Consider the following 17,343-nt stretch of genomic DNA (forward strand, 5'->3'; position numbering starts at 1 on the left):
CTCACTCCCCCTCGTCCTTGCCGACCGCGGCGGTCGCCCGGTCGATGGCTTCCTTCGCGGCAGGACTCTGGGCGGCAGGCCCGCCGGTCGAGGGGTCGCTGATCCGGCGCAGGTTCTCGGGCGGGGTCTCGTCCTCGGTCGCCTGGCTGCCGTCGGTCGCGCCGATCGCGTCGAGGCGGTTGAAGTCGGAGGCGACGCGGGCGTCCCGGGCCTGGCCCATCGGGTCGTGGGCCATGTCGGCTTGCGTGCGCGGCGGCACGCCGACATCGAGAGGGGAGTCCTGCCCCATGTCCTGACCGTTGCGGTCGGTATAGGGGTCGAAGTCGCGCAAGCTGGGCCGCGCCCGATCCGTCTTGTCCATGGAAGTCTCCTGTCGCGGCCGATCCGGCATGTGGAGGACAACACCGCCGGAGGTATGAGGTTTCCGCGGGTCGGGTCCCCCGGAAGTCCGGGGCGGCGGGCCGTGACAACCGTCGCGCTTGCTGGCAGGACGGCGCGAGTTCCACGGAGATCCTTCCGCCCGTGACCACATCCGCCAATTCCCGTACCGCCGACCACCCGATCGACGCGCTCTTCCTCGAGCGCTGGTCGCCCCGTGCCTTCGCCGGCGAGGCCGTGCCCCGGGCCGACCTGATGACGATGATCGAGGCGGCGCGCTGGGCCCCCTCGGGCTACAACTCGCAGCCCTGGCGCTTCGCCTACGCGCTTTGCGACACCCCGGCCTGGGAGACGCTGTTCGGGCTCCTGGTGCCGTTCAACCAGGGCTGGGTGAAGAATGCCGGCGCGCTGGTGTTCCTGGCCTCGAACGGGATGATGAATACCCCGGACGGGCTCAAGCCCTCCTACAGCGCCTCCTTCGATGCCGGGACGGCCTCGGCGCTGTTCCAGCTCCAGGCGGTGAAGATGGGCTGGCACGCCCACGGCATGACCGGCTTCGACCACGAGCGGGCGCCGGCCGCGCTGAACCTGCCGCCGCACCACCGGGTCGAGGCCGCCTTCGCGATCGGCCGCAAGGCGGATCCGGCGACCCTGCCGGAGGAGACCCGCGCCCGCGAGACCCCGAACGGCCGCCACCCCCTCGCCGACTTCGTCTTCGAGGGCGGGTTCCCGCCGCGCGAGGCGTGATCCCCACCTCGTACGAGGGTTTCGTCTCCGGGTTCCGCTGGCGGATCCCGGAGCACTACAACATCGCGGTCGACGTCTGCGACCGCTGGGCCGCCGCCGACCCGACGCGCCCGGCGATCCTCGACGTCGACCCGGCCGGCCGGGTCGAGACCTGGAGCTACGCCGCCCTCGCCGAGGCCTCGAACCGCCTCGCCAACGGCTTGCGGGCCCACGGCGTCCGGGCGGGCGACCGGGTGGCGGTGCTGCTGCCGCAATCCCCCGCCGTGGTGGTGGCGCACCTGGCGATCTACAAGCTCGGCGCCGTCGCGCTGCCGCTCGCCGTGGTGTTCGGGCCGGAAGGTCTGCTGCACCGCCTGTCGGATGCCGGCGCGACCGCGGTGGTGACCCATGCGGGGGGCGTCGCCAAGCTGGCGACCCTGCGCGACGCCCTGCCCGGCCTCGCCCTGGTGATCTCGACCGACGGGGCCGGCGACGGCGCGCTCGGCTACGCCGACCTGGTGGGGGCGGCCTCGGCCGATTTCGCGCCCGTCGACACCCGGGCCGACGACCCGGCCCTGATGATCTACACCTCCGGCACCACCGGCCCGCCGAAGGGCGCGCTGCACGGCCACCGGGTGCTGCTCGGCCACCTGCCGGGCTTCTCGATGATGCACGACTTCATGCCGAAGCCCGGCGACCGGATGTGGACGCCGGCCGACTGGGCCTGGGCCGGCGGGCTGCTCAACGCGCTCCTGCCGAGCCTGCATCACGGCGTCGCCGTGGTGGCGCGCAAGGCGGAAAAATTTGATCCCGAGGAGGCTTTCCGGCTGATGGCCGACCTCGCGGTCGCCAACGCCTTCGTGCCGCCCACCGCACTCCGGATGCTGCGCATCGTCGAGGAGCCGCGCCGGCGCTTCGACCTGCGCGCCCTTCGCACCCTGGCCTCGGCCGGCGAGATGCTGGGGCCGGAGACCTTCCACTGGGCGGAGCAGGCGCTCGGGCTCACCATCAACGAGGCCTACGGCCAGACCGAGTGCAACCTGGTGCTGGCTTCCTGCGCGGCCCTGGGCGTGGCGCGGGCGGGCTCCACCGGACGGCCGGTGCCGGGCCACCGGGTCGCGGTGATCCGCCCGGACGGAAGCCCGGCGGCCGTCGACGAGACCGGCCAGATCGCCGTCGCCCGCCCCGACCCGGTGATGTTCCTGCGCTACTGGAACGACCCGGAGGCGACGGAGCGCAAGTTCGTGAGCGATGGAGTCTCGGCCGACTGGATGACCACCGGCGACCAGGGCCGGATGGACGCGGACGGCTACGTCCATTTCGTCGGGCGCGACGACGACGTCATCACCTCGTCGGGCTACAGGATCGGCCCCGGCGAGGTCGAGGATTGCCTGCTGCGCCACCCGGCGGTGGCGCTCGCCGCGGCGGTCGGCAAGCCCGATCCGGTGCGCACCGAGATCGTCAAGGCCTTCGTGGTGCTGCGCCCCGGTCACGCCGCCTCGGACGCGCTGGCGGCCGAGATCCAGGCCTTCGTGCGCACCCGCCTGTCCGCGCACGAATACCCCCGCGAGATCGCCTTCCGCACGAGCCTGCCGCTGACCACCACCGGCAAGATCATCCGCCGGGTGCTGCGCGACGAGGCGTGACCCCGTAGCAGTGTCCCCGGGACGGTGCCGCAACGGATCGATCGTGCGCCAATCATTGGCAGACGATCCATAGATCCGGGCCGACCCGCCCCGGATCACTGCGGATAACCTTCGGTCAGCCACGAAATCCCGCCAACTCCGAGGACGACCTTAACCAAGGCCGGGCTAGGGATGGTCGTGTCCTCGCGACAACGACCTCTTGCCGTGGCTGGCCATGTTCCAGTTCGTCCGAAGAATCCCGACAAGGTTGCGACTGGGCCGATCGGATCTGCTGCTGCTCGCCGGCGGTCTGCTGCTCCCGAACATCCTGGCCCTGACCGCCAGCACCGTCGCCGGGGTGCCGGCACGGACCAGCGCCATCGCGCTCTACGCGGTGGTCGCCCTGCTGGGCGGGCGGATGCGCGGCTGGATCCTGGCTCTGCTCGGCCTCGCGACGGTCCTGTTCGACGTTATCGAGGTCGTCGGCCGGATGTTCTTCCTCGGCTTCGAGGCGACCTGGCGGGCGCTCGACCCGGGCGTCCTGGCCTCGCTCCTCGCGACCCCGGCCTACGCGGCCGGCGCGGTGTCCGCGGCCTCCATCACCCTCGCCTACCTGGCGTTCCTGGTGCGGGCGGGGCCGGCGATGCGCCGGGGCAGCCGCGCGGTCTTCGCCGCGGCGGCAGCCGCGCTGATGATCGGCGACGGGCTCGCCAACGGCACCACGGCCTACGATTTCGGCGCGCTGGCGAGCCTCGGCCATCCGTTCGAATCGGCGAGCCTCGCCTCCGGCTTCGACGCCCTGCCCGACCGGGCGCATCCACCCCGCCGCGTCGTGATGGTGGTGGTCGAGAGCCTGGGACTCCTGCGCGACCCGGCCCAGCGGGCGATCCTCGCCGCGCCGTTCGAGGCTCCGGACCTGCGCCGCCTCTACACCGTCGCCACCGGCACCACCGCCTTCTTCGGCGCGACGGCGTCGGGGGAGATGCGCGAGCTGTGCGGCACCTACCGCACCTACGACGAGGCCTTCCTGCGCGACGCCCCTTCCTGCCTGCCCGAGCGGTTCGCGGCCCGCGGCTACCGCACGGTCTCGCTGCACGGCTTCCATGCCGGCTTCTACCACCGGGCACGCTGGTACCCGCAGGCCGGCTTCCAGCGCAGCCTCTTCGCCGAGGCGCTGGAGCCCCGCTTTCCCCATCCCTGCGGCGGCCCCTTCCCGGGTGCCTGCGACACCGACGTGGCGCAGGCGATGGCGGTCGAGATGGCGGCCCCGGGGCCGGCCTTCGTCTACTGGCTCACCCTGTCCTCGCACGTCCCGGTGGCGCCCGGCACGGGCACGCCGCGCCAGCATTGCGGCGAGCCTGAGAGCCGATTCGCCGACCGGGAGGTCTGCGCCATGGTCGAGGTGTGGCAGGACGTGTTCGAGGCGGTCGCCCGCCTGGCGGTGGCCCATCCCGGGACCGAGATCCTGCTCGTCGGCGACCACGCCCCGCCGCTGTGGCGCAGGAGCGCCCGCGACGCCTTCGCGCCCGGCCGGGTGCCGTGGATCCGCCTGTCGCCGATCCCGGTCGCCGCCACGGGCATGGCCGCGGCCAAACCCTGAACGCGAGAAGGGCGGCGGAGCCGTGAGGCTCCGCCGCCCTTCGAGGAACGGTCGCTCGTCGCCGAAAGGCGCGAGGATCAGAAGCTCAGCGCCACCTTGGCCTCGCGCAGCTGCGCGATCTGGCCTTCGATCTCGATCTTGCGGTCGTAATCGTCGGTGGCGTCGTAGAGGAGCTCGGCCGCCGCGATGTCGGCATCGATGATCGCCGGCGTCAGCTCCTCGAGCGGGGTGGCGCGCTCCGCGATCACGGTGAGCGAGGTCGCGTTGATCTCGGCGAAACCCCCGCGCACCAGCACCCGCTTGCCCTTCTGCGGGCTCTCGGTGATCACCAGCATGCCGGTCTTGAGGGTGGTGAGCACGGGCGCATGCCCGGGCAGCACCGTCATCTCGCCCTCGGAACCCGGAAGCTGCACGGCATCGACCGCGCCGGAATACAGGATCCGCTCGGGGCCGACGAGGTCGAACTGGAAGGTGGCCATGGGGTCAGGTCGTTTCCGGTTTCGTCAGACGCGCGCGAAAGGGCCCGGCGTTCAAGCCGGGCCCGTCTTATCGCTGCCGATCAGGCCGCGGCGGCGAGGCGCTGGGCCTTCTCCTTGGCCTCCTCGATCGAGCCGACCATGTAGAAGGCGGCCTCGGGGAGGTTGTCGTACTCGCCGTCCACCAGGCCCTTGAAGCCCTTGATGGTGTCCTCGAGCGCCACGAGCTTGCCCGGCGAGCCGGTGAAGATCTCGGCGACGTGGAACGGCTGGCTCAGGAAGCGCTCGATCTTGCGGGCGCGGGCCACCGTGAGCTTGTCCTCCTCGGACAGCTCGTCCATGCCCAGGATCGCGATGATGTCCTGGAGCGCCTTGTAGCGCTGCAGCACCTGCTGGACGCGGCGGGCGACGGTGTAGTGCTCCTCGCCGAGGATCGCCGGCGACAGCATGCGCGAGGTCGAGTCGAGCGGGTCCACCGCCGGGTAGATGCCCTTCTCGGCGATCGAGCGCGACAGCACGGTCGTGGCGTCGAGGTGGGCGAACGAGGCGGCGGGCGCCGGGTCGGTCAGGTCGTCGGCCGGCACGTAGATCGCCTGCACCGAGGTGATCGAGCCCTTGGTGGTGGTGGTGATGCGCTCCTGCAGGGCGCCCATGTCGGTGGCGAGCGTCGGCTGGTAGCCCACCGCCGACGGGATGCGGCCGAGCAGCGCCGACACCTCGGAGCCCGCCTGCGTGAAGCGGAAGATGTTGTCGACGAAGAACAGCACGTCCTGGCCCTCGTCGCGGAAGTGCTCGGCGACGGTGAGGCCGGTCAGCGCGACGCGGGCACGGGCGCCCGGGGGCTCGTTCATCTGGCCGTAGACCAGGGCGCACTTGGAGCCTTCCGCGGAGCCGTGCTCCTTGGGGTCCATGTTCACCTTGGACTCGATCATCTCGTGGTAGAGATCGTTGCCCTCGCGGGTCCGCTCACCGACGCCCGCGAACACCGAGTAGCCCGAGTGGGCCTTCGCGATGTTGTTGATGAGCTCCATGATGAGCACGGTCTTGCCGACGCCGGCGCCGCCGAACAGGCCGATCTTGCCGCCCTTGGCGTAGGGGGCGAGCAGGTCCACCACCTTGATGCCGGTGACGAGGATCTGGGCCTCGGTCGACTGCTCGGCGTAGGACGGGGCCGGCTGGTGGATGGCGCGGAGCGACTCGGTCTTGATCTCGCCGGCCTCGTCGATCGGCTCGCCGATGACGTTCATGATGCGGCCGAGCGTGTTGGCGCCGACGGGCACGCGGATCGGCGAGCCGGTGTCGGTGACCTCCTGGCCGCGGACCAGGCCCTCGGAGGTGTCCATGGCGATGCAGCGGACGGTGTTCTCGCCGAGCTGCATGGCGACCTCGAGGACGAGGCGGTTGCCGTTGTTCTTGGTCTCGAGGGCGTTCAGGATCTCGGGCAGGTGACCCTGAAACTGCACGTCGACGACGGCGCCGATGACCTGGGTGATGTGGCCGGTGTTGGTCGAGCCGGCGACGGGGGTGGCAGTGTTCGCCATGATGCTAATCCCTGATTGCGTGCGGTCAGAGCGCCTCGGCGCCCGAGATGATCTCGATCAGCTCCTTGGTGATCATCGCCTGGCGCGTCCGGTTGTAGATCAAGGTCTGCTTCTTGATCATCTCGCCGGCGTTGCGCGTGGCGCTGTCCATGGCGCCCATGCGCGCGCCCTGCTCGGAGGCGGCGTTTTCCAGGAGCGCCCGAAGGATCTGAACGGTGAGGTTCTTCGGGAGAAGGGCGGCGAGGATCTCGCCCTCGCCGGGCTCGTACTCGTAGACCGCGTCGGAGGAGACCGCGGGAGCGGCGTCCGTCGGGGCGATGTCGGCCGGGATGATCTGCTGCGCCGTCGGGATCTGGGCGATCACTGAGCGGAAGCGCGAGTAGAACAGGGTCGCGACGTCGAACTCGCCCGCGTCGTAGCGGCCGAGCAGGTTGCGGGCGATGCCTTCCGCGTTCTCGAAGCCGAGCTGGCGCACGCCGCGCAGCTCGATCAGCTCGACGATCTGGTCGCGGAACTCGCGACGCAGGACATCGTAGCCCTTCTTGCCGACGCAGATGATCTTGACCGTCTTGCCCTGCGCCATCAGGCGCCGGGCATGGTCACGGGCGAGCCGCGAGATTGAGGAGTTGAACGCGCCGCACAGGCCCCGCTCCGCCGTGCAGACGACGAGCAGGTGGGTGCGGTCTTGGCCGGTGCCGGAGAGCAGCCGGGGCGTCTCCGCCCCGGGCGTCAGGTTGGAGGCGAGGTTGCCGAGCACCTGCGCCATGCGCTCGGCGTAGGGCCGCGCGCTCTCCGCCGCCATCTGCGCGCGGCGCAGCTTGGCGGCGGCGACCATCTGCATCGCCTTGGTGATCTTCTGGGTCGCCTTCACCGAGGTGATGCGATTGCGCAGGTCCTTCAGACTCGCCATCGGAGGGTCCTTTGGTGTCGAGCCGGAGGCTTACTGGAAGGACTTGGCGAAGGACTCGACCACGCCCTTGAGCTTGGCGCCGCTGTCGGCCGACAGCTCCTTGGAGGAGCGGATCGTGTCGAGCAGGTCGGCGTGGCGGGTGCGCAGGGTCGAGAGCAGGCCGTCCTCGAAGGCACGGACCCGGTTGACCGGGATCGTGTCGAGGTAGCCGTTGACGCCGGCGTAGATCACCGCGACCTGCTCTTCCATCTTCAGCGGCGAGAATTGCGGCTGCTTCAGGAGCTCGGTCAGGCGGGCGCCGCGATTGAGCAGCTTCTGGGTCGAGGCGTCGAGGTCCGAGCCGAACTGGGCGAAGGCCGCCATCTCGCGGTACTGCGCCAGCTCGCCCTTGATCTTGCCGGCGACCGACTTCATCGCCTTGGTCTGGGCGGCGGAGCCGACGCGCGACACCGAGAGGCCGACGTTCACCGCCGGGCGCACGCCCTGGTAGAACAGGTCGGTCTCGAGGAAGATCTGGCCGTCGGTGATCGAGATCACGTTGGTCGGGATGTAGGCCGAGACGTCGTTGGCCTGGGTCTCGATGACCGGCAGCGCGGTCAGCGAGCCGTTGCCGGCGGCGTCGCCCATCTTGGCGGCGCGCTCGAGCAGGCGGGAGTGCAGGTAGAACACGTCGCCCGGATAGGCCTCGCGGCCCGGCGGGCGGCGCAGCAGCAGCGACATCTGGCGGTAGGCCACGGCCTGCTTCGACAGGTCGTCGTACACGATCACGGCGTGCATGCCGTTGTCGCGGAAGTACTCGCCCATGGCGCAGCCGGCGAAGGGCGCCAGGAACTGCATCGGGGCGGCGTCCGAGGCGGTGGCGGCGATGACGATGGAGTACTCCATCGCGCCGTTATCCTCGAGCACCTTCACGAACTGCGCGACGGTGGAGCGCTTCTGGCCGACCGCGACGTAGACGCAGTACAGCTTGGCCTTCTCGTCGGTGCCGGCATGGGCCGGCTTCTGGTTCAGGATGGTATCGAGGGCGACCGCGGTCTTGCCGGTCTGGCGGTCGCCGATGATCAGCTCGCGCTGGCCGCGGCCGATCGGGATCAGGGCGTCGATCGCCTTGAGGCCGGTCGCCATCGGCTCGTGCACCGACTTGCGCGGGATGATGCCCGGGGCCTTCACGTCGACCCGGCTGCGCTTCTCGGCGACGATCGGGCCCTTGCCGTCGATCGGGTTGCCGAGCGCGTCGACGACGCGGCCGAGCAGGCCCTTGCCGACCGGCACGTCCACGATGGCGCCGGTGCGCTTGACGGTCTGACCTTCCTTGATCTCGCGGTCGGAGCCGAAGATCACGACGCCGACGTTGTCCTGCTCGAGGTTCAGGGCCATGCCGCGCACGCCCGACTCGAACTCGACCATCTCGCCGGCCTGGACGTTGTCGAGGCCGTAGACGCGGGCGATGCCGTCGCCGACCGACAGGACCTGACCGACCTCGGTGACCTCGGCCTCCTGGCCGAAGTTCTTGATCTGCTCCTTCAGGATGGCGGAGATCTCGGCGGCACGGATGTCCATCTGGACCTTCCCTCGTTCGTTCGTGTCGGGCGTTGTTCTGGAGGCGGCGGGTGCGGCGGGGCCCTTAGCGGGCGCCCTGCATCGCCAGGCGGATGCTATTGAGCTTGGTGCGCAGGGAGGCGTCGACCATGCGCGAGCCGAGCTTGACGACGATGCCGCCGATCAGGCTCGGGTCGATGCGGAGGTCGAGGTCGATCTCGGCCTTCGCGACGTCCTTGAGCGACGCCTTGATGTCCTGGAGCACCGCGTCGGAGGGCTTCTCGGCGAGCCGCACCTCGGCGCGGACGATGCCCTTCGATTCGCGTACCAGCTCGCGGTAGGCGCGGATCATGTTGGGGAGGGCGAACAGCCGGCGGTTGGCGGCCGAGAGGCGGATGAAGTTGGCGGCCAACCCCTGGATGCCGGACTTGGCCAGCACCGCGTCGATCGCCTTGACCTGGTCCTCGGCCGAGAAGGCCGGGCTGCGCACCAGGCGCCGCAGGTCGTCGCTCTCGGTCAGCAGGGCGTCGAACCGGTCCAGCCCCTCCGCCACCGCGTCGACGGCCCGCTCGTCGCGGGCGAGCTCGAACAACGCCGAGGCGTACCGCCCGGCGACGCCCGCCAGGGGAGAACCCGATTCCGATGCGTTCTGAGCCACCAGCGCTCTCTCTTCATGTCCTGGCCCGACGGGTCCGGCCGCATCGCGCCGGCCTGAAAAGGAGCGGCGGCGGCGCGCGGCCCGTCGATGATGGGAAAGGCTCCGGCGCGAGAAGACTGCCCCCTCCCCCGGCGCGGCGCCGGCCTAGCATGGGTTTTCGGGGGGCGCAAGGCGAGCGCGGGCGTGCGCCAATCGCGAGGCGGGCCCTGGATTTAATCCGGTCCGGGGGCCTTCCGCGCGTCATCGCGGGCCTCACCCGGGGCGCGCCTTCGACGTTGGTCGGATGGCACGCGCGAAAACCCGCCGGCGCCGCGCCGTGCAAGGCCGCGCCGGCACCGGGGCGGACGGGCGAGGTTTCGTGATGGTTTCCGAAAAATTTCGGGCCGCGCCGGTCCGGGAGGCCGGGGCGGTCCGGGAAGTCAGCTCGCGCAGGCGATCTCGTCGCACTCGGCCACCGCGGCCAGCACCCGGGCGAGGCTCTTCGGTCCCGGATAGCCGAGCAGGGCCGCGGTGCCGACGACGTAGGACGGGGTGGCGTGCAGGCCGAGATTCGCGGCGAGCCGCATCTGGCTCTTCAGGGCCTCGCGCACCTCGTCGGAATCCGCCGCCTGCTCGATCGCCGCCCGGTCGTGGCCGAGGCGGGCCGCCGCCTCGAGCGCCCGCGTTCCGTCGATCCGCCCGGCGGTGCCGGGCCCGAGGAGCGCGGCGTAGAGCCCCGCGGTCGCCGCCGAGCCGCCGGCCCGCTGCACGGCCAGCGCCACCTTGGCGGCCTGGGCCGACTGCACCGACAGGATCGGGTTGTTGATCAGCCCGATGCGCAGGTCCGGATTGGCCCTGACGAGGTCGTCGAGGTCGCGCGCCGCCGCCCGGCACCAGGGGCAGTTGTAGTCGAAGAACTCGAAGAGGGTGACCGAGGCCTCGCGCGGCCCGATCCAGGTCACGCCGCGCAGCCGCCCGATCTCGGAGACGAGCTCGCCCGGCAGGCGGGTGTTGGGCAGCGGCTGGCCGTTGTCGCCGGTGATCGCGCGCCACTGGCCCTCGGCCTGCGCCCGCGCCTCCGGGGCGAGGGCGGGGAGCGCCGCCAGGGAGGCGGCGATCAGGGTACGGCGGGAAAGCGGCATGGGAGTCCTCGGGGGATCCTGGGCGGGCCTCGGGAGCCCGGGTCCGGGACGCGACGGGCTGTCGTTACCCCCGAAGGTCTAGCTCGGCCATTTTGGCCGGATGATGGCCTCACGCCCGCGCCGCCAGCGCCACCACCACGGCCGCCTCCAGCGCCTGCGGCGTCACCCGGGGGGCGAAGCGGGCGATCACCCGACCGTCGCGCCCGACCAGGAACTTGGTGAAGTTCCACTTGATCGCCCGGGTGCCGAGGAGCCCGGGCTTCGCCTGCTTGAGATGGGCGAAGAGCGGCTCGGCCCCGGGCCCGTTCACCGCGACCTTGGCGAGGAGCGGGAAGGTCACGTCGTAGGTCGTCGTGCAGAACCGGGCGATCTCCGCCGCATCGCCCGGCTCCTGGGCGCCGAACTGGTTGCAGGGAAAGCCCAGCACCACGAGGCCGGCATCGCGGTGGCGCCGCCACAGCGCCTCCAGCCCGGCATAATGCGGGGTGAAGCCGCAGGCCGAGGCGGTGTTGACGACGAGCAGCACCTTCCCGCGGTACTGCGCCAGCGGGTGGGGCGTGCCGTCCGGGGCGGCGGGGGCGAAGTCGTGGACGGTGGTCATCGCCGCCTTATGCCCCAGTCCGCCGCCCTTCGTCTCGCGCGGAGGCGGACACGGGAACGGCAGCCCGCGTTCCGGCCCAAGGTTGGCCGATCCGCGGCATCGCGGATCGCTGCCAGTCCGGCGGACCGGCTGCGACGCGCCTCCCTCGGCGGGCATGGCCGTGCGAGGGAGGCTGCGGGGCCGAGGGGCGTCTACGCCCCCACCCTCCCCCCGCCCCGCTTCGTGATCGCCACCACCGCCGGGCGCGGCGGCAGGGCGGGGTCGAAGTCCGGCCAGCGGGTCGCCGGGTTCTCGAAGGTGGCGGGCACGGCGTTCGGATCCTCCTCGTCGGCCTCGCCGGGATGCTGCACGGCGACGAAGAAGGTGGTGTCGTCGGGGGTGAAGTAGGGCCCGCACATCTCGGCCCCCATCGGCACCTGGAAGAAGTGCTTGGCGGTGCCGCGGCGGGCGCCTTCCGTCTCCATCGCCCAGATGCCGTCGGCCCGGCCGGTCTTCGACGGCGAGTTGCCGTCCGTGGCGACCCAGAGGCGGCCCGCTCCGTCGACCGCGCAATTGTCCGGCATGCCGAACCAGCCGTCCTTCGTCGTCGCCGACGAGAAGGTGGCGCCGACCGCCGCGACCGAGGGGTCGCCGCAGCGCACCAGCACCTCCCAGGCGAAGGCGTCGGCCGCGAAGTCGCCGCCCTCGGGCGAGAGCTCGACGATGTGGCCGAAGCGGTTGTCGGGCCGCGGGTTCGCCGCATCGACCTGGTCGGCCTTGCGACGCGTGTTGTTGGTCAGCATCACGTAGACCTTGCCGGTCTTGGCGTTGGCCTCGACGTCCTCCGGCCGGTCCATCTTGGTGGCTCCGAGGAGGTCGGCGGCCCGGCGGGTCTCGACCAGCACGTCGGCCTGGTCGCGAAACCCGTTCTCCGGCGTCAGCGGCCCCTGCCCGAACACGATCGGCAGCCAGGTCCCGCGGCCATCCGCGTCGAAGCGGGCGACCGACAGCGTGCCGTGGTCGAGGAGGTCGCGGTTGGCCGCCCGGTCGGCGGTGTTCACCGGGTCCCCGGTGACGAAGCGGTAGACGTAGTCGAAGCGCTCGTCGTCACCCTGGAACACGACGTAGCGGCCGTCGCGCGCCATCGCGCCCGCCGCGCCCTCGTGCTTGAAGCGGCCCATGGCGGTGCGCTTCACCGGCACGCTCGTCGGATCGAACGGGTCGATCTCGACCACCCAGCCGAAGCGGTTCGGCTCGTTGGGCTCTTTCCCCAAGTCGAAGCGCTCGTGGAAGCGGGCCCAGCCGTAGAGGTTGCCCGGCATGCCGAGGCGCTTGTGGTTGCGGGCCTCCGGCGAACCCTCGGCCAGGCGGCCCTGGAAGTAGTAGTTGACGTTCTCCTCGCAGGTCAGCCAGGTGCCCCACGGGGTCACGCCGCCGGCGCAGTTGTTGAGCATGCCCAGCACCTGGGTGCCGTCCGGGTCGGCGCCCGTGCGCAGGCGGGCCGAGCCGGCGGCGGGGCCGGCGATCCGCATCGGGGTCGTCGCGGTGATGCGGCGGGCGTAACGGGAATCCGGCACCACGCGCCAGCGCCCGTCCTCGCGCTTGACCTCGATCACCGAGCCGCCATGGGCCGCCATCTCGATGTCGACGAGATCGCGGTTCATGCCCGCGAAGGCCGCCTTGCCGTCCTGCCGGCCGAGGCCGGGGAACATCAGCTCCTCGTTGGTGTATTCGTGGTTGACGACGAGGAGGCCGTGGCCGGCCGGGTCGCTCGCGCCGGGCAGCGGGAAGAAGCCCAGGAAGTCGTTGTTGTAGCCGAATTGCTGCGCCTGCGCGGCGGCGCTCTGCTTGTGCGGGTCGAAGGCCGGCGCGCCCGGCAGGACCGGGTCGCCCCAGCGGATCAGCACCTCGGCGTCGTGGCCCTCCGCCACATGGTGGCGCTCGTCGGCGCCGGCCGGCAGCTCGCGGAACGGGAATGTCTCCGGTGTCGCCGCCGCGACGGCCCGGGGCGCGAGCGTCGCCGAGATCGCCGAGACGGCCAGACTCGCGGCCAGGCCCCCGCGCAGGATCTCGCGCCGGTCGAAGCGCCGGGCCACGACCTCGCCGAGGGTCGGGTTCGGGCTCGGGTTGGAGCCGGCATCCTCGGCCGCCTCGGCCTGCTGCGAACGGTTCAGCGACGGCTGCGTCATCGGGTCCCCTCGGCGCTCCCTGTCATGCGACCCGGGAGCTTAGCCGGCGGACCATGGCGGCGGGATGACGGCGCTCGTCGATGCGTCCGCGGCCGGGCGGGCGGGCCTCAGGGCAGCAGGTGCGCGTCCAGCCAGGGCCGCGGGGTCGGGTCGGGCAGGCGGTGGGCGATCCAGTCGATCACCGCGTCCGGGGTATCGAAGAGCGGCGCGCGGGCGAGGCCCCGGCAGGGCCCGTAGGTCTCGGCCACGCGCCACTTGTGGCGGTGCTCCGGCGCGGCGGTGACGGGCTGGAGGCGCACCAGCAGCGAGACCGGCTGATCGCCGAGAGAGATCAGGCAGGTGTCCTGGTCCGCCCCGTCGCGGTTCATGCGGGCATGGCGCTGGGTCAGCGTGCCGGACGGTCTTGCCTGGGTGCGTCTGCCGAACATCCCGCTCCTCTCGTCTCCGCCCCATGAACTAACACGACGTGTTAAGAAGTCCCGAAACAGATGGCGAAAATCCAATCCATCATCGATAAATTGATGAAAACGACCTGTAGCACCACGCCGAAATGATTCGATACTCGATCATTGCAACCGCAAATTGGTTAAATAACAGCAAATATTTCTCGCTTGATTGAGCGTGGCATGTTTCGGTGGGGCGCTCAAGTGGATCGCCCGCGCGATGGACTGTCCGCCGGGAAACGCCTGCTGCCGCGCCCCGGCCTCGATTGCCGGCCCCGGGCCCGGCGCGGGGAGGCGCGCTCCTCGAAACCTGCTAGACCCCCGTCCGGGCACCGGAAGACCGGGCCGTCGGGAGGAGCGCGGACGCGATGGACGACGAGACGTTTCGGGCCTGGGCGCACCGGGCCGCCGACTGGTCGGTGGATTACCTCGAAGGCGTCGGCGAGCGGCCGGTGCGGGCGCAGGTGGCCCCCGGCGAGATCTTCCGCCAGTTGCCCGAGACCCCGCCCGCCGCGGGCGAGCCGATGGAGCGGATCTTTTCCGATCTCGACCGGGTGGTGATGCCGGGCATGACCCATTGGCAGCACCCGCGCTTCTTCGCCTACTTCCCGGCCAATGCCAGCCCGCCCTCCCTGGTGGCGGAGTTCGTCACCGCAGCGCTCGCCGCGCAATGCATGCTCTGGCAGACCTCGCCGGCCGCGACCGAGCTCGAGACCCGGGTGATGGACTGGCTGCGCCAGATGATCGGCCTGCCGGAAGCCTTTTCCGGCGTGATCCAGGATTCGGCCTCGGGCGCGACGCTCGCCGCCCTCCTCACCGCGCGCGAGCGGGCGCTCGGCTTCACCGGCAACGCGACCGGCCTCGCGGGCGGACCGGCCCTGCGGGTCTACGCCTCGCAGCAGGTCCATTCCTCCGTCGACAAGGCGGTGCGCATCGCCGGCATCGGCGACGCCAACCTGGTGCGGATCCCCGTGACCGGCCCGCTCCACGGCATGGACCCGGACGCCCTCGACGCGGCGATCCGGGCCGACCGGGAGGCCGGGCGGGTGCCAGCCGCCATCGTCGCGTGCCTGGGCGGCACCGGCATCGGCGCCTGCGACCCGATCGAGGCGGTCGCCGCGGTGGCACAGCGGCACGGGGTGTTCCTTCACGTCGATGCCGCCTGGGCCGGCAGCGCGATGATCTGCCCCGAATTCCGCGACCTGATGCGCGGCGCCGAGCTCGCCGACAGCCTGGTGTTCAACCCGCACAAGTGGCTGTTCACCCATTTCGACTGCTCGGCCCATTTCGTCCGCGACCCGAAGGCGCTGACCGATACGCTGGGCCTGCGCCCCGCCTACCTGCGCACGCTCGGGCGCGACGGCGTCGTCGACTACAACGAGTGGTCGATCCCGCTGGGGCGCCGCTTCCGGGCCCTGAAGCTGTGGTTCGTGATCCGCTCCTACGGCGTCGAGACGCTGCGGGAGATGATCCGCGCCCACGTCGCCTGGGCGCGGGAGCTCGCCGGGATCATCGACGCCGACCCGGATTTCGAGCTGACCTCGGCGCCGGTCCTGTCCCTGTTCAGCTTCCGCTACGCCCCTGCCGGTGCCGGCACCGGTGCCGGTGCTGGCACCGGTGCTGGTGCGGACGACCTCGACGCGCTGAACGCCCGGCTTCTGGAGCGGATCAACGACGACGGCCGCACCTACCTGACCCAGACCCGCCACGAGGACCGCTTCGTCCTCCGCTTCCAGGTCGGCCAGACCAATACGACGCGGGCGGACGTGATGACGGCGTGGGACGCGATCCGGGAGATCGCCGCGGGGTTGCGGGTGGGGTGAACTGAAGGCCGGAGCATCACGATGCGGATAGCTCCCTGCTCGTTCCGGAGTGTCCGCAGACCTCTATCCTGATCTGCGCGAAGGCCTCCTCCAGGAACGGGGCGGCGCTCCGGTCGCCGCCGGCCTGGATCCAGGCCTCGATCGCCAGCCGCATCGCGCCGAGGGAGACCATCGCGACGAGGCGCAAGGCCTGGCTGCGGGCGGGGTCCGGCCAGCGCTCGACGAGGGCCTCGTGCAAGGCCCGCTCGTGCAGGCCGTAGGTCGCCTGCTTGCGTGCCTGCAGGGTCTCGTTCGCGCGCAGCACCCGGTCGATGCTGATGAATTCCTGGGTGCGGATGCCCGCCACCAGGTGCAGCATGGCGCCCCGGACGACGTCGACCGGCGCCGCGTCGGGCTGGGCCAGCACCGCCTCGCGCAGCTGCGCGCCGAAACCCCGCATCTGCCAGTCCAGCAGGATCTCTTCCTTCGACCGGAAGTAGGAGAAGAACGTCCGACGCGAGATGCCGGCGGCCTCCGCGATGGCGTCGAGCGTCGTCGCCTCGTAGCCGCGCTCGCCGAACAGCCGCAGGCCGGTCTCGGCGATCCGCCGCAGCGTCTCCTGGCGCTTGCGCGCGCGCAGGCTCACGGGCTGTCCAGACTCGCTCTCCATGCGGCCTTCTCGCACGACGCTCCCCCCTTGAGAAGTTGCACCCGGTGCAGTAATAAATTTGCACTGAGTGCGATCATGCACTCGGTGAAAGGGAGTCGCGACCATGTCGGGCTGGACGCTGGCCGATCTGCCGTCCCAGGCGGGACGCACCGCGATCGTCACCGGAACCGGGGGCCTCGGCCTCGAGGACGCCCTGGCGCTCGCCGGCGCCGGGGCGGAGGTGATCGTCGCCGGGCGCAACCCGGACAAGGGCGCGGCGGCGCTCGCCCGCATCCGGCAGGCGGTGCCGGAGGCGCGGGTCGCGTTCGAGCCCCTCGACCTCGCGAGCCTCGCCTCGGTCGCCACCTTCGCCGAGCGGATGGCGGGAAGCCGCGACCGGATCGACCTCCTGATCAACAACGCCGCCGTGATGGCCCCGCCGACGCGGCAGGTCTCCGCCGACGGCCACGAGCTGCAATTCGCCACCAACCATCTCGGCCACTTCGCCCTCGCCGCGCGCCTGCTGCCGCTGCTGCGCCGGGCCGGCGCCCCGCGGGTCGTATCGCTGTCGAGCGTCGCGGCCCGCAGCGGGCGCATCGCCTTCGACGACCTCCAGTCGGAGCGCGCCTACCGGCCGATGGCGGTCTACAGCCAGTCGAAGCTCACCTGCCTGATGTTCGCCCTCGAACTCCAGCGCCGCAGCGATGCCGGAGGATGGGGCCTTGCCAGCCTCGCCGCCCATCCGGGCATCGCCCGCACCGATCTGCTGCCGAACGGCGCCGGCGCCCGCAGCGTCGGCGGGCTGGCGCGGAGCCTCCTGTGGTTCCTGTTCCAGCCCGTCGCGCAGGGCGCGCTGCCGACCCTCTACGCCGCGGCCGCGCCGGCGGCGAAAGCGGGCGGCTATTACGGCCCGATCCGCCTCGGCGAGACCCGCGGCGCGCCCGGCCCCGCGCGGATCCCCTCCCAGGCGCTGGACGAGGCGGCGGCCGCGCGGCTGTGGGAGATATCCGAGCGCCTCGCCGGCGTGAGCTTCCCGGAGGTCCGATGACGCCGATCCTCGCCCGGATGGTCAGCGCAGGGCTGGTCGCCTCCGCATCTCTCGTGAA

The 17,343-nt window shown here is 71.4% G+C and carries 16 protein-coding genes; 5 read left to right on the plus strand and 11 right to left on the minus strand.

Translation table 11 applies throughout. The features are described from left to right. Nucleotide 1: 1 nt before the first annotated feature. A complete protein-coding gene (locus tag HPY23_RS19855; RefSeq protein WP_060846890.1) occupies nucleotides 2–361 on the minus strand; it encodes a hypothetical protein in 360 nt (119 codons plus the stop codon). 161 nt (nucleotides 362–522) lie between these two features. Here HPY23_RS19855 and HPY23_RS19860 point away from each other — a divergent pair, with 161 nt between their 5' ends. The 3 genes from HPY23_RS19860 (at nucleotide 523) to HPY23_RS19870 (ending at nucleotide 4,329) form a co-directional block, all read left to right on the plus strand. Further along, on the plus strand, nucleotides 523–1,125 hold the full coding sequence (locus tag HPY23_RS19860; protein WP_091881457.1) for a nitroreductase family protein: 603 nt from the start codon (nucleotides 523–525) through the stop codon (nucleotides 1,123–1,125). Then, nucleotides 1,122–2,750 carry an AMP-binding protein gene (locus HPY23_RS19865; protein WP_091881460.1) on the plus strand — a complete coding sequence of 543 codons (1,629 nt, stop codon included), beginning with the start codon at nucleotides 1,122–1,124 and terminating at the stop codon, nucleotides 2,748–2,750. The genes HPY23_RS19860 and HPY23_RS19865 overlap by 4 nt, the downstream gene beginning before the upstream one ends. A 247-nt stretch (nucleotides 2,751–2,997) precedes the next feature. Further along, nucleotides 2,998–4,329 (plus strand): sulfatase-like hydrolase/transferase, encoded by a 1,332-nt coding sequence (locus HPY23_RS19870; RefSeq protein WP_139234854.1) that lies wholly within the window; start codon nucleotides 2,998–3,000, stop codon nucleotides 4,327–4,329. 77 nt (nucleotides 4,330–4,406) lie between these two features. On the opposite strand, the gene atpC is transcribed toward HPY23_RS19870, so the two are convergent. The 9 genes from atpC to HPY23_RS19915 form a co-directional block, all read right to left on the minus strand. After that, nucleotides 4,407–4,808, minus strand: a complete 402-nt coding sequence (atpC, locus tag HPY23_RS19875; protein WP_060846894.1) for an ATP synthase F1 subunit epsilon — start codon at nucleotides 4,806–4,808, stop codon at nucleotides 4,407–4,409. Between the two features lie 80 nt (nucleotides 4,809–4,888). After that, the gene (gene atpD, locus HPY23_RS19880) at nucleotides 4,889–6,346 is read right to left on the minus strand and encodes a F0F1 ATP synthase subunit beta (RefSeq protein ID WP_060846895.1); all 1,458 of its coding nucleotides are present in this window, start codon (nucleotides 6,344–6,346) and stop codon (nucleotides 4,889–4,891) included. A gap of 25 nt (nucleotides 6,347–6,371) precedes the next feature. Then, nucleotides 6,372–7,256, minus strand: a complete 885-nt coding sequence (locus tag HPY23_RS19885; protein ID WP_060846896.1) for a F0F1 ATP synthase subunit gamma — start codon at nucleotides 7,254–7,256, stop codon at nucleotides 6,372–6,374. A gap of 30 nt (nucleotides 7,257–7,286) precedes the next feature. Continuing rightward, on the minus strand, nucleotides 7,287–8,816 hold the full coding sequence (gene atpA / locus HPY23_RS19890; protein ID WP_060846897.1) for a F0F1 ATP synthase subunit alpha: 1,530 nt from the start codon (nucleotides 8,814–8,816) through the stop codon (nucleotides 7,287–7,289). A 64-nt stretch (nucleotides 8,817–8,880) separates the two neighbouring features. Further along, complete coding sequence (locus tag HPY23_RS19895) at nucleotides 8,881–9,453, minus strand: F0F1 ATP synthase subunit delta (protein WP_060846898.1); 573 nt, start codon at nucleotides 9,451–9,453, stop codon at nucleotides 8,881–8,883. Nucleotides 9,454–9,872: 419 nt separating this feature from the next. Further along, nucleotides 9,873–10,574 carry a DsbA family protein gene (locus tag HPY23_RS19900; RefSeq protein WP_091881465.1) on the minus strand — a complete coding sequence of 234 codons (702 nt, stop codon included), beginning with the start codon at nucleotides 10,572–10,574 and terminating at the stop codon, nucleotides 9,873–9,875. Nucleotides 10,575–10,683: 109 nt separating this feature from the next. Beyond that, nucleotides 10,684–11,175, minus strand: a complete 492-nt coding sequence (locus HPY23_RS19905) for a glutathione peroxidase (RefSeq protein WP_091881468.1) — start codon at nucleotides 11,173–11,175, stop codon at nucleotides 10,684–10,686. A 191-nt stretch (nucleotides 11,176–11,366) separates the two neighbouring features. Then, nucleotides 11,367–13,343 carry a PhoX family protein gene (locus HPY23_RS19910; protein WP_091881471.1) on the minus strand — a complete coding sequence of 659 codons (1,977 nt, stop codon included), beginning with the start codon at nucleotides 13,341–13,343 and terminating at the stop codon, nucleotides 11,367–11,369. A 107-nt stretch (nucleotides 13,344–13,450) separates the two neighbouring features. Then, on the minus strand, nucleotides 13,451–13,771 hold the full coding sequence (locus HPY23_RS19915) for a hypothetical protein (protein WP_060846902.1): 321 nt from the start codon (nucleotides 13,769–13,771) through the stop codon (nucleotides 13,451–13,453). A gap of 383 nt (nucleotides 13,772–14,154) precedes the next feature. On the opposite strand from HPY23_RS19915, the gene HPY23_RS19920 reads away from it, so the two are divergent. Further along, the gene (locus HPY23_RS19920) at nucleotides 14,155–15,609 is read left to right on the plus strand and encodes a pyridoxal phosphate-dependent decarboxylase family protein (protein ID WP_091881473.1); all 1,455 of its coding nucleotides are present in this window, start codon (nucleotides 14,155–14,157) and stop codon (nucleotides 15,607–15,609) included. Nucleotides 15,610–15,625: 16 nt separating this feature from the next. Here HPY23_RS19920 and HPY23_RS19925 read toward each other — a convergent pair whose 3' ends face one another. Beyond that, on the minus strand, nucleotides 15,626–16,258 hold the full coding sequence (locus tag HPY23_RS19925) for a TetR/AcrR family transcriptional regulator (protein ID WP_091881476.1): 633 nt from the start codon (nucleotides 16,256–16,258) through the stop codon (nucleotides 15,626–15,628). A 103-nt stretch (nucleotides 16,259–16,361) separates the two neighbouring features. Between HPY23_RS19925 and HPY23_RS19930 the strand changes: the two genes are divergently transcribed. Then, a complete protein-coding gene (locus HPY23_RS19930; RefSeq protein ID WP_091881479.1) occupies nucleotides 16,362–17,285 on the plus strand; it encodes an SDR family oxidoreductase in 924 nt (307 codons plus the stop codon). Nucleotides 17,286–17,343: the final 58 nt, after the last annotated feature.

The sequence above is a fragment of the Methylobacterium ajmalii genome (assembly GCF_016613415.1).
Classification (GTDB): domain Bacteria; phylum Pseudomonadota; class Alphaproteobacteria; order Rhizobiales; family Beijerinckiaceae; genus Methylobacterium; species Methylobacterium ajmalii.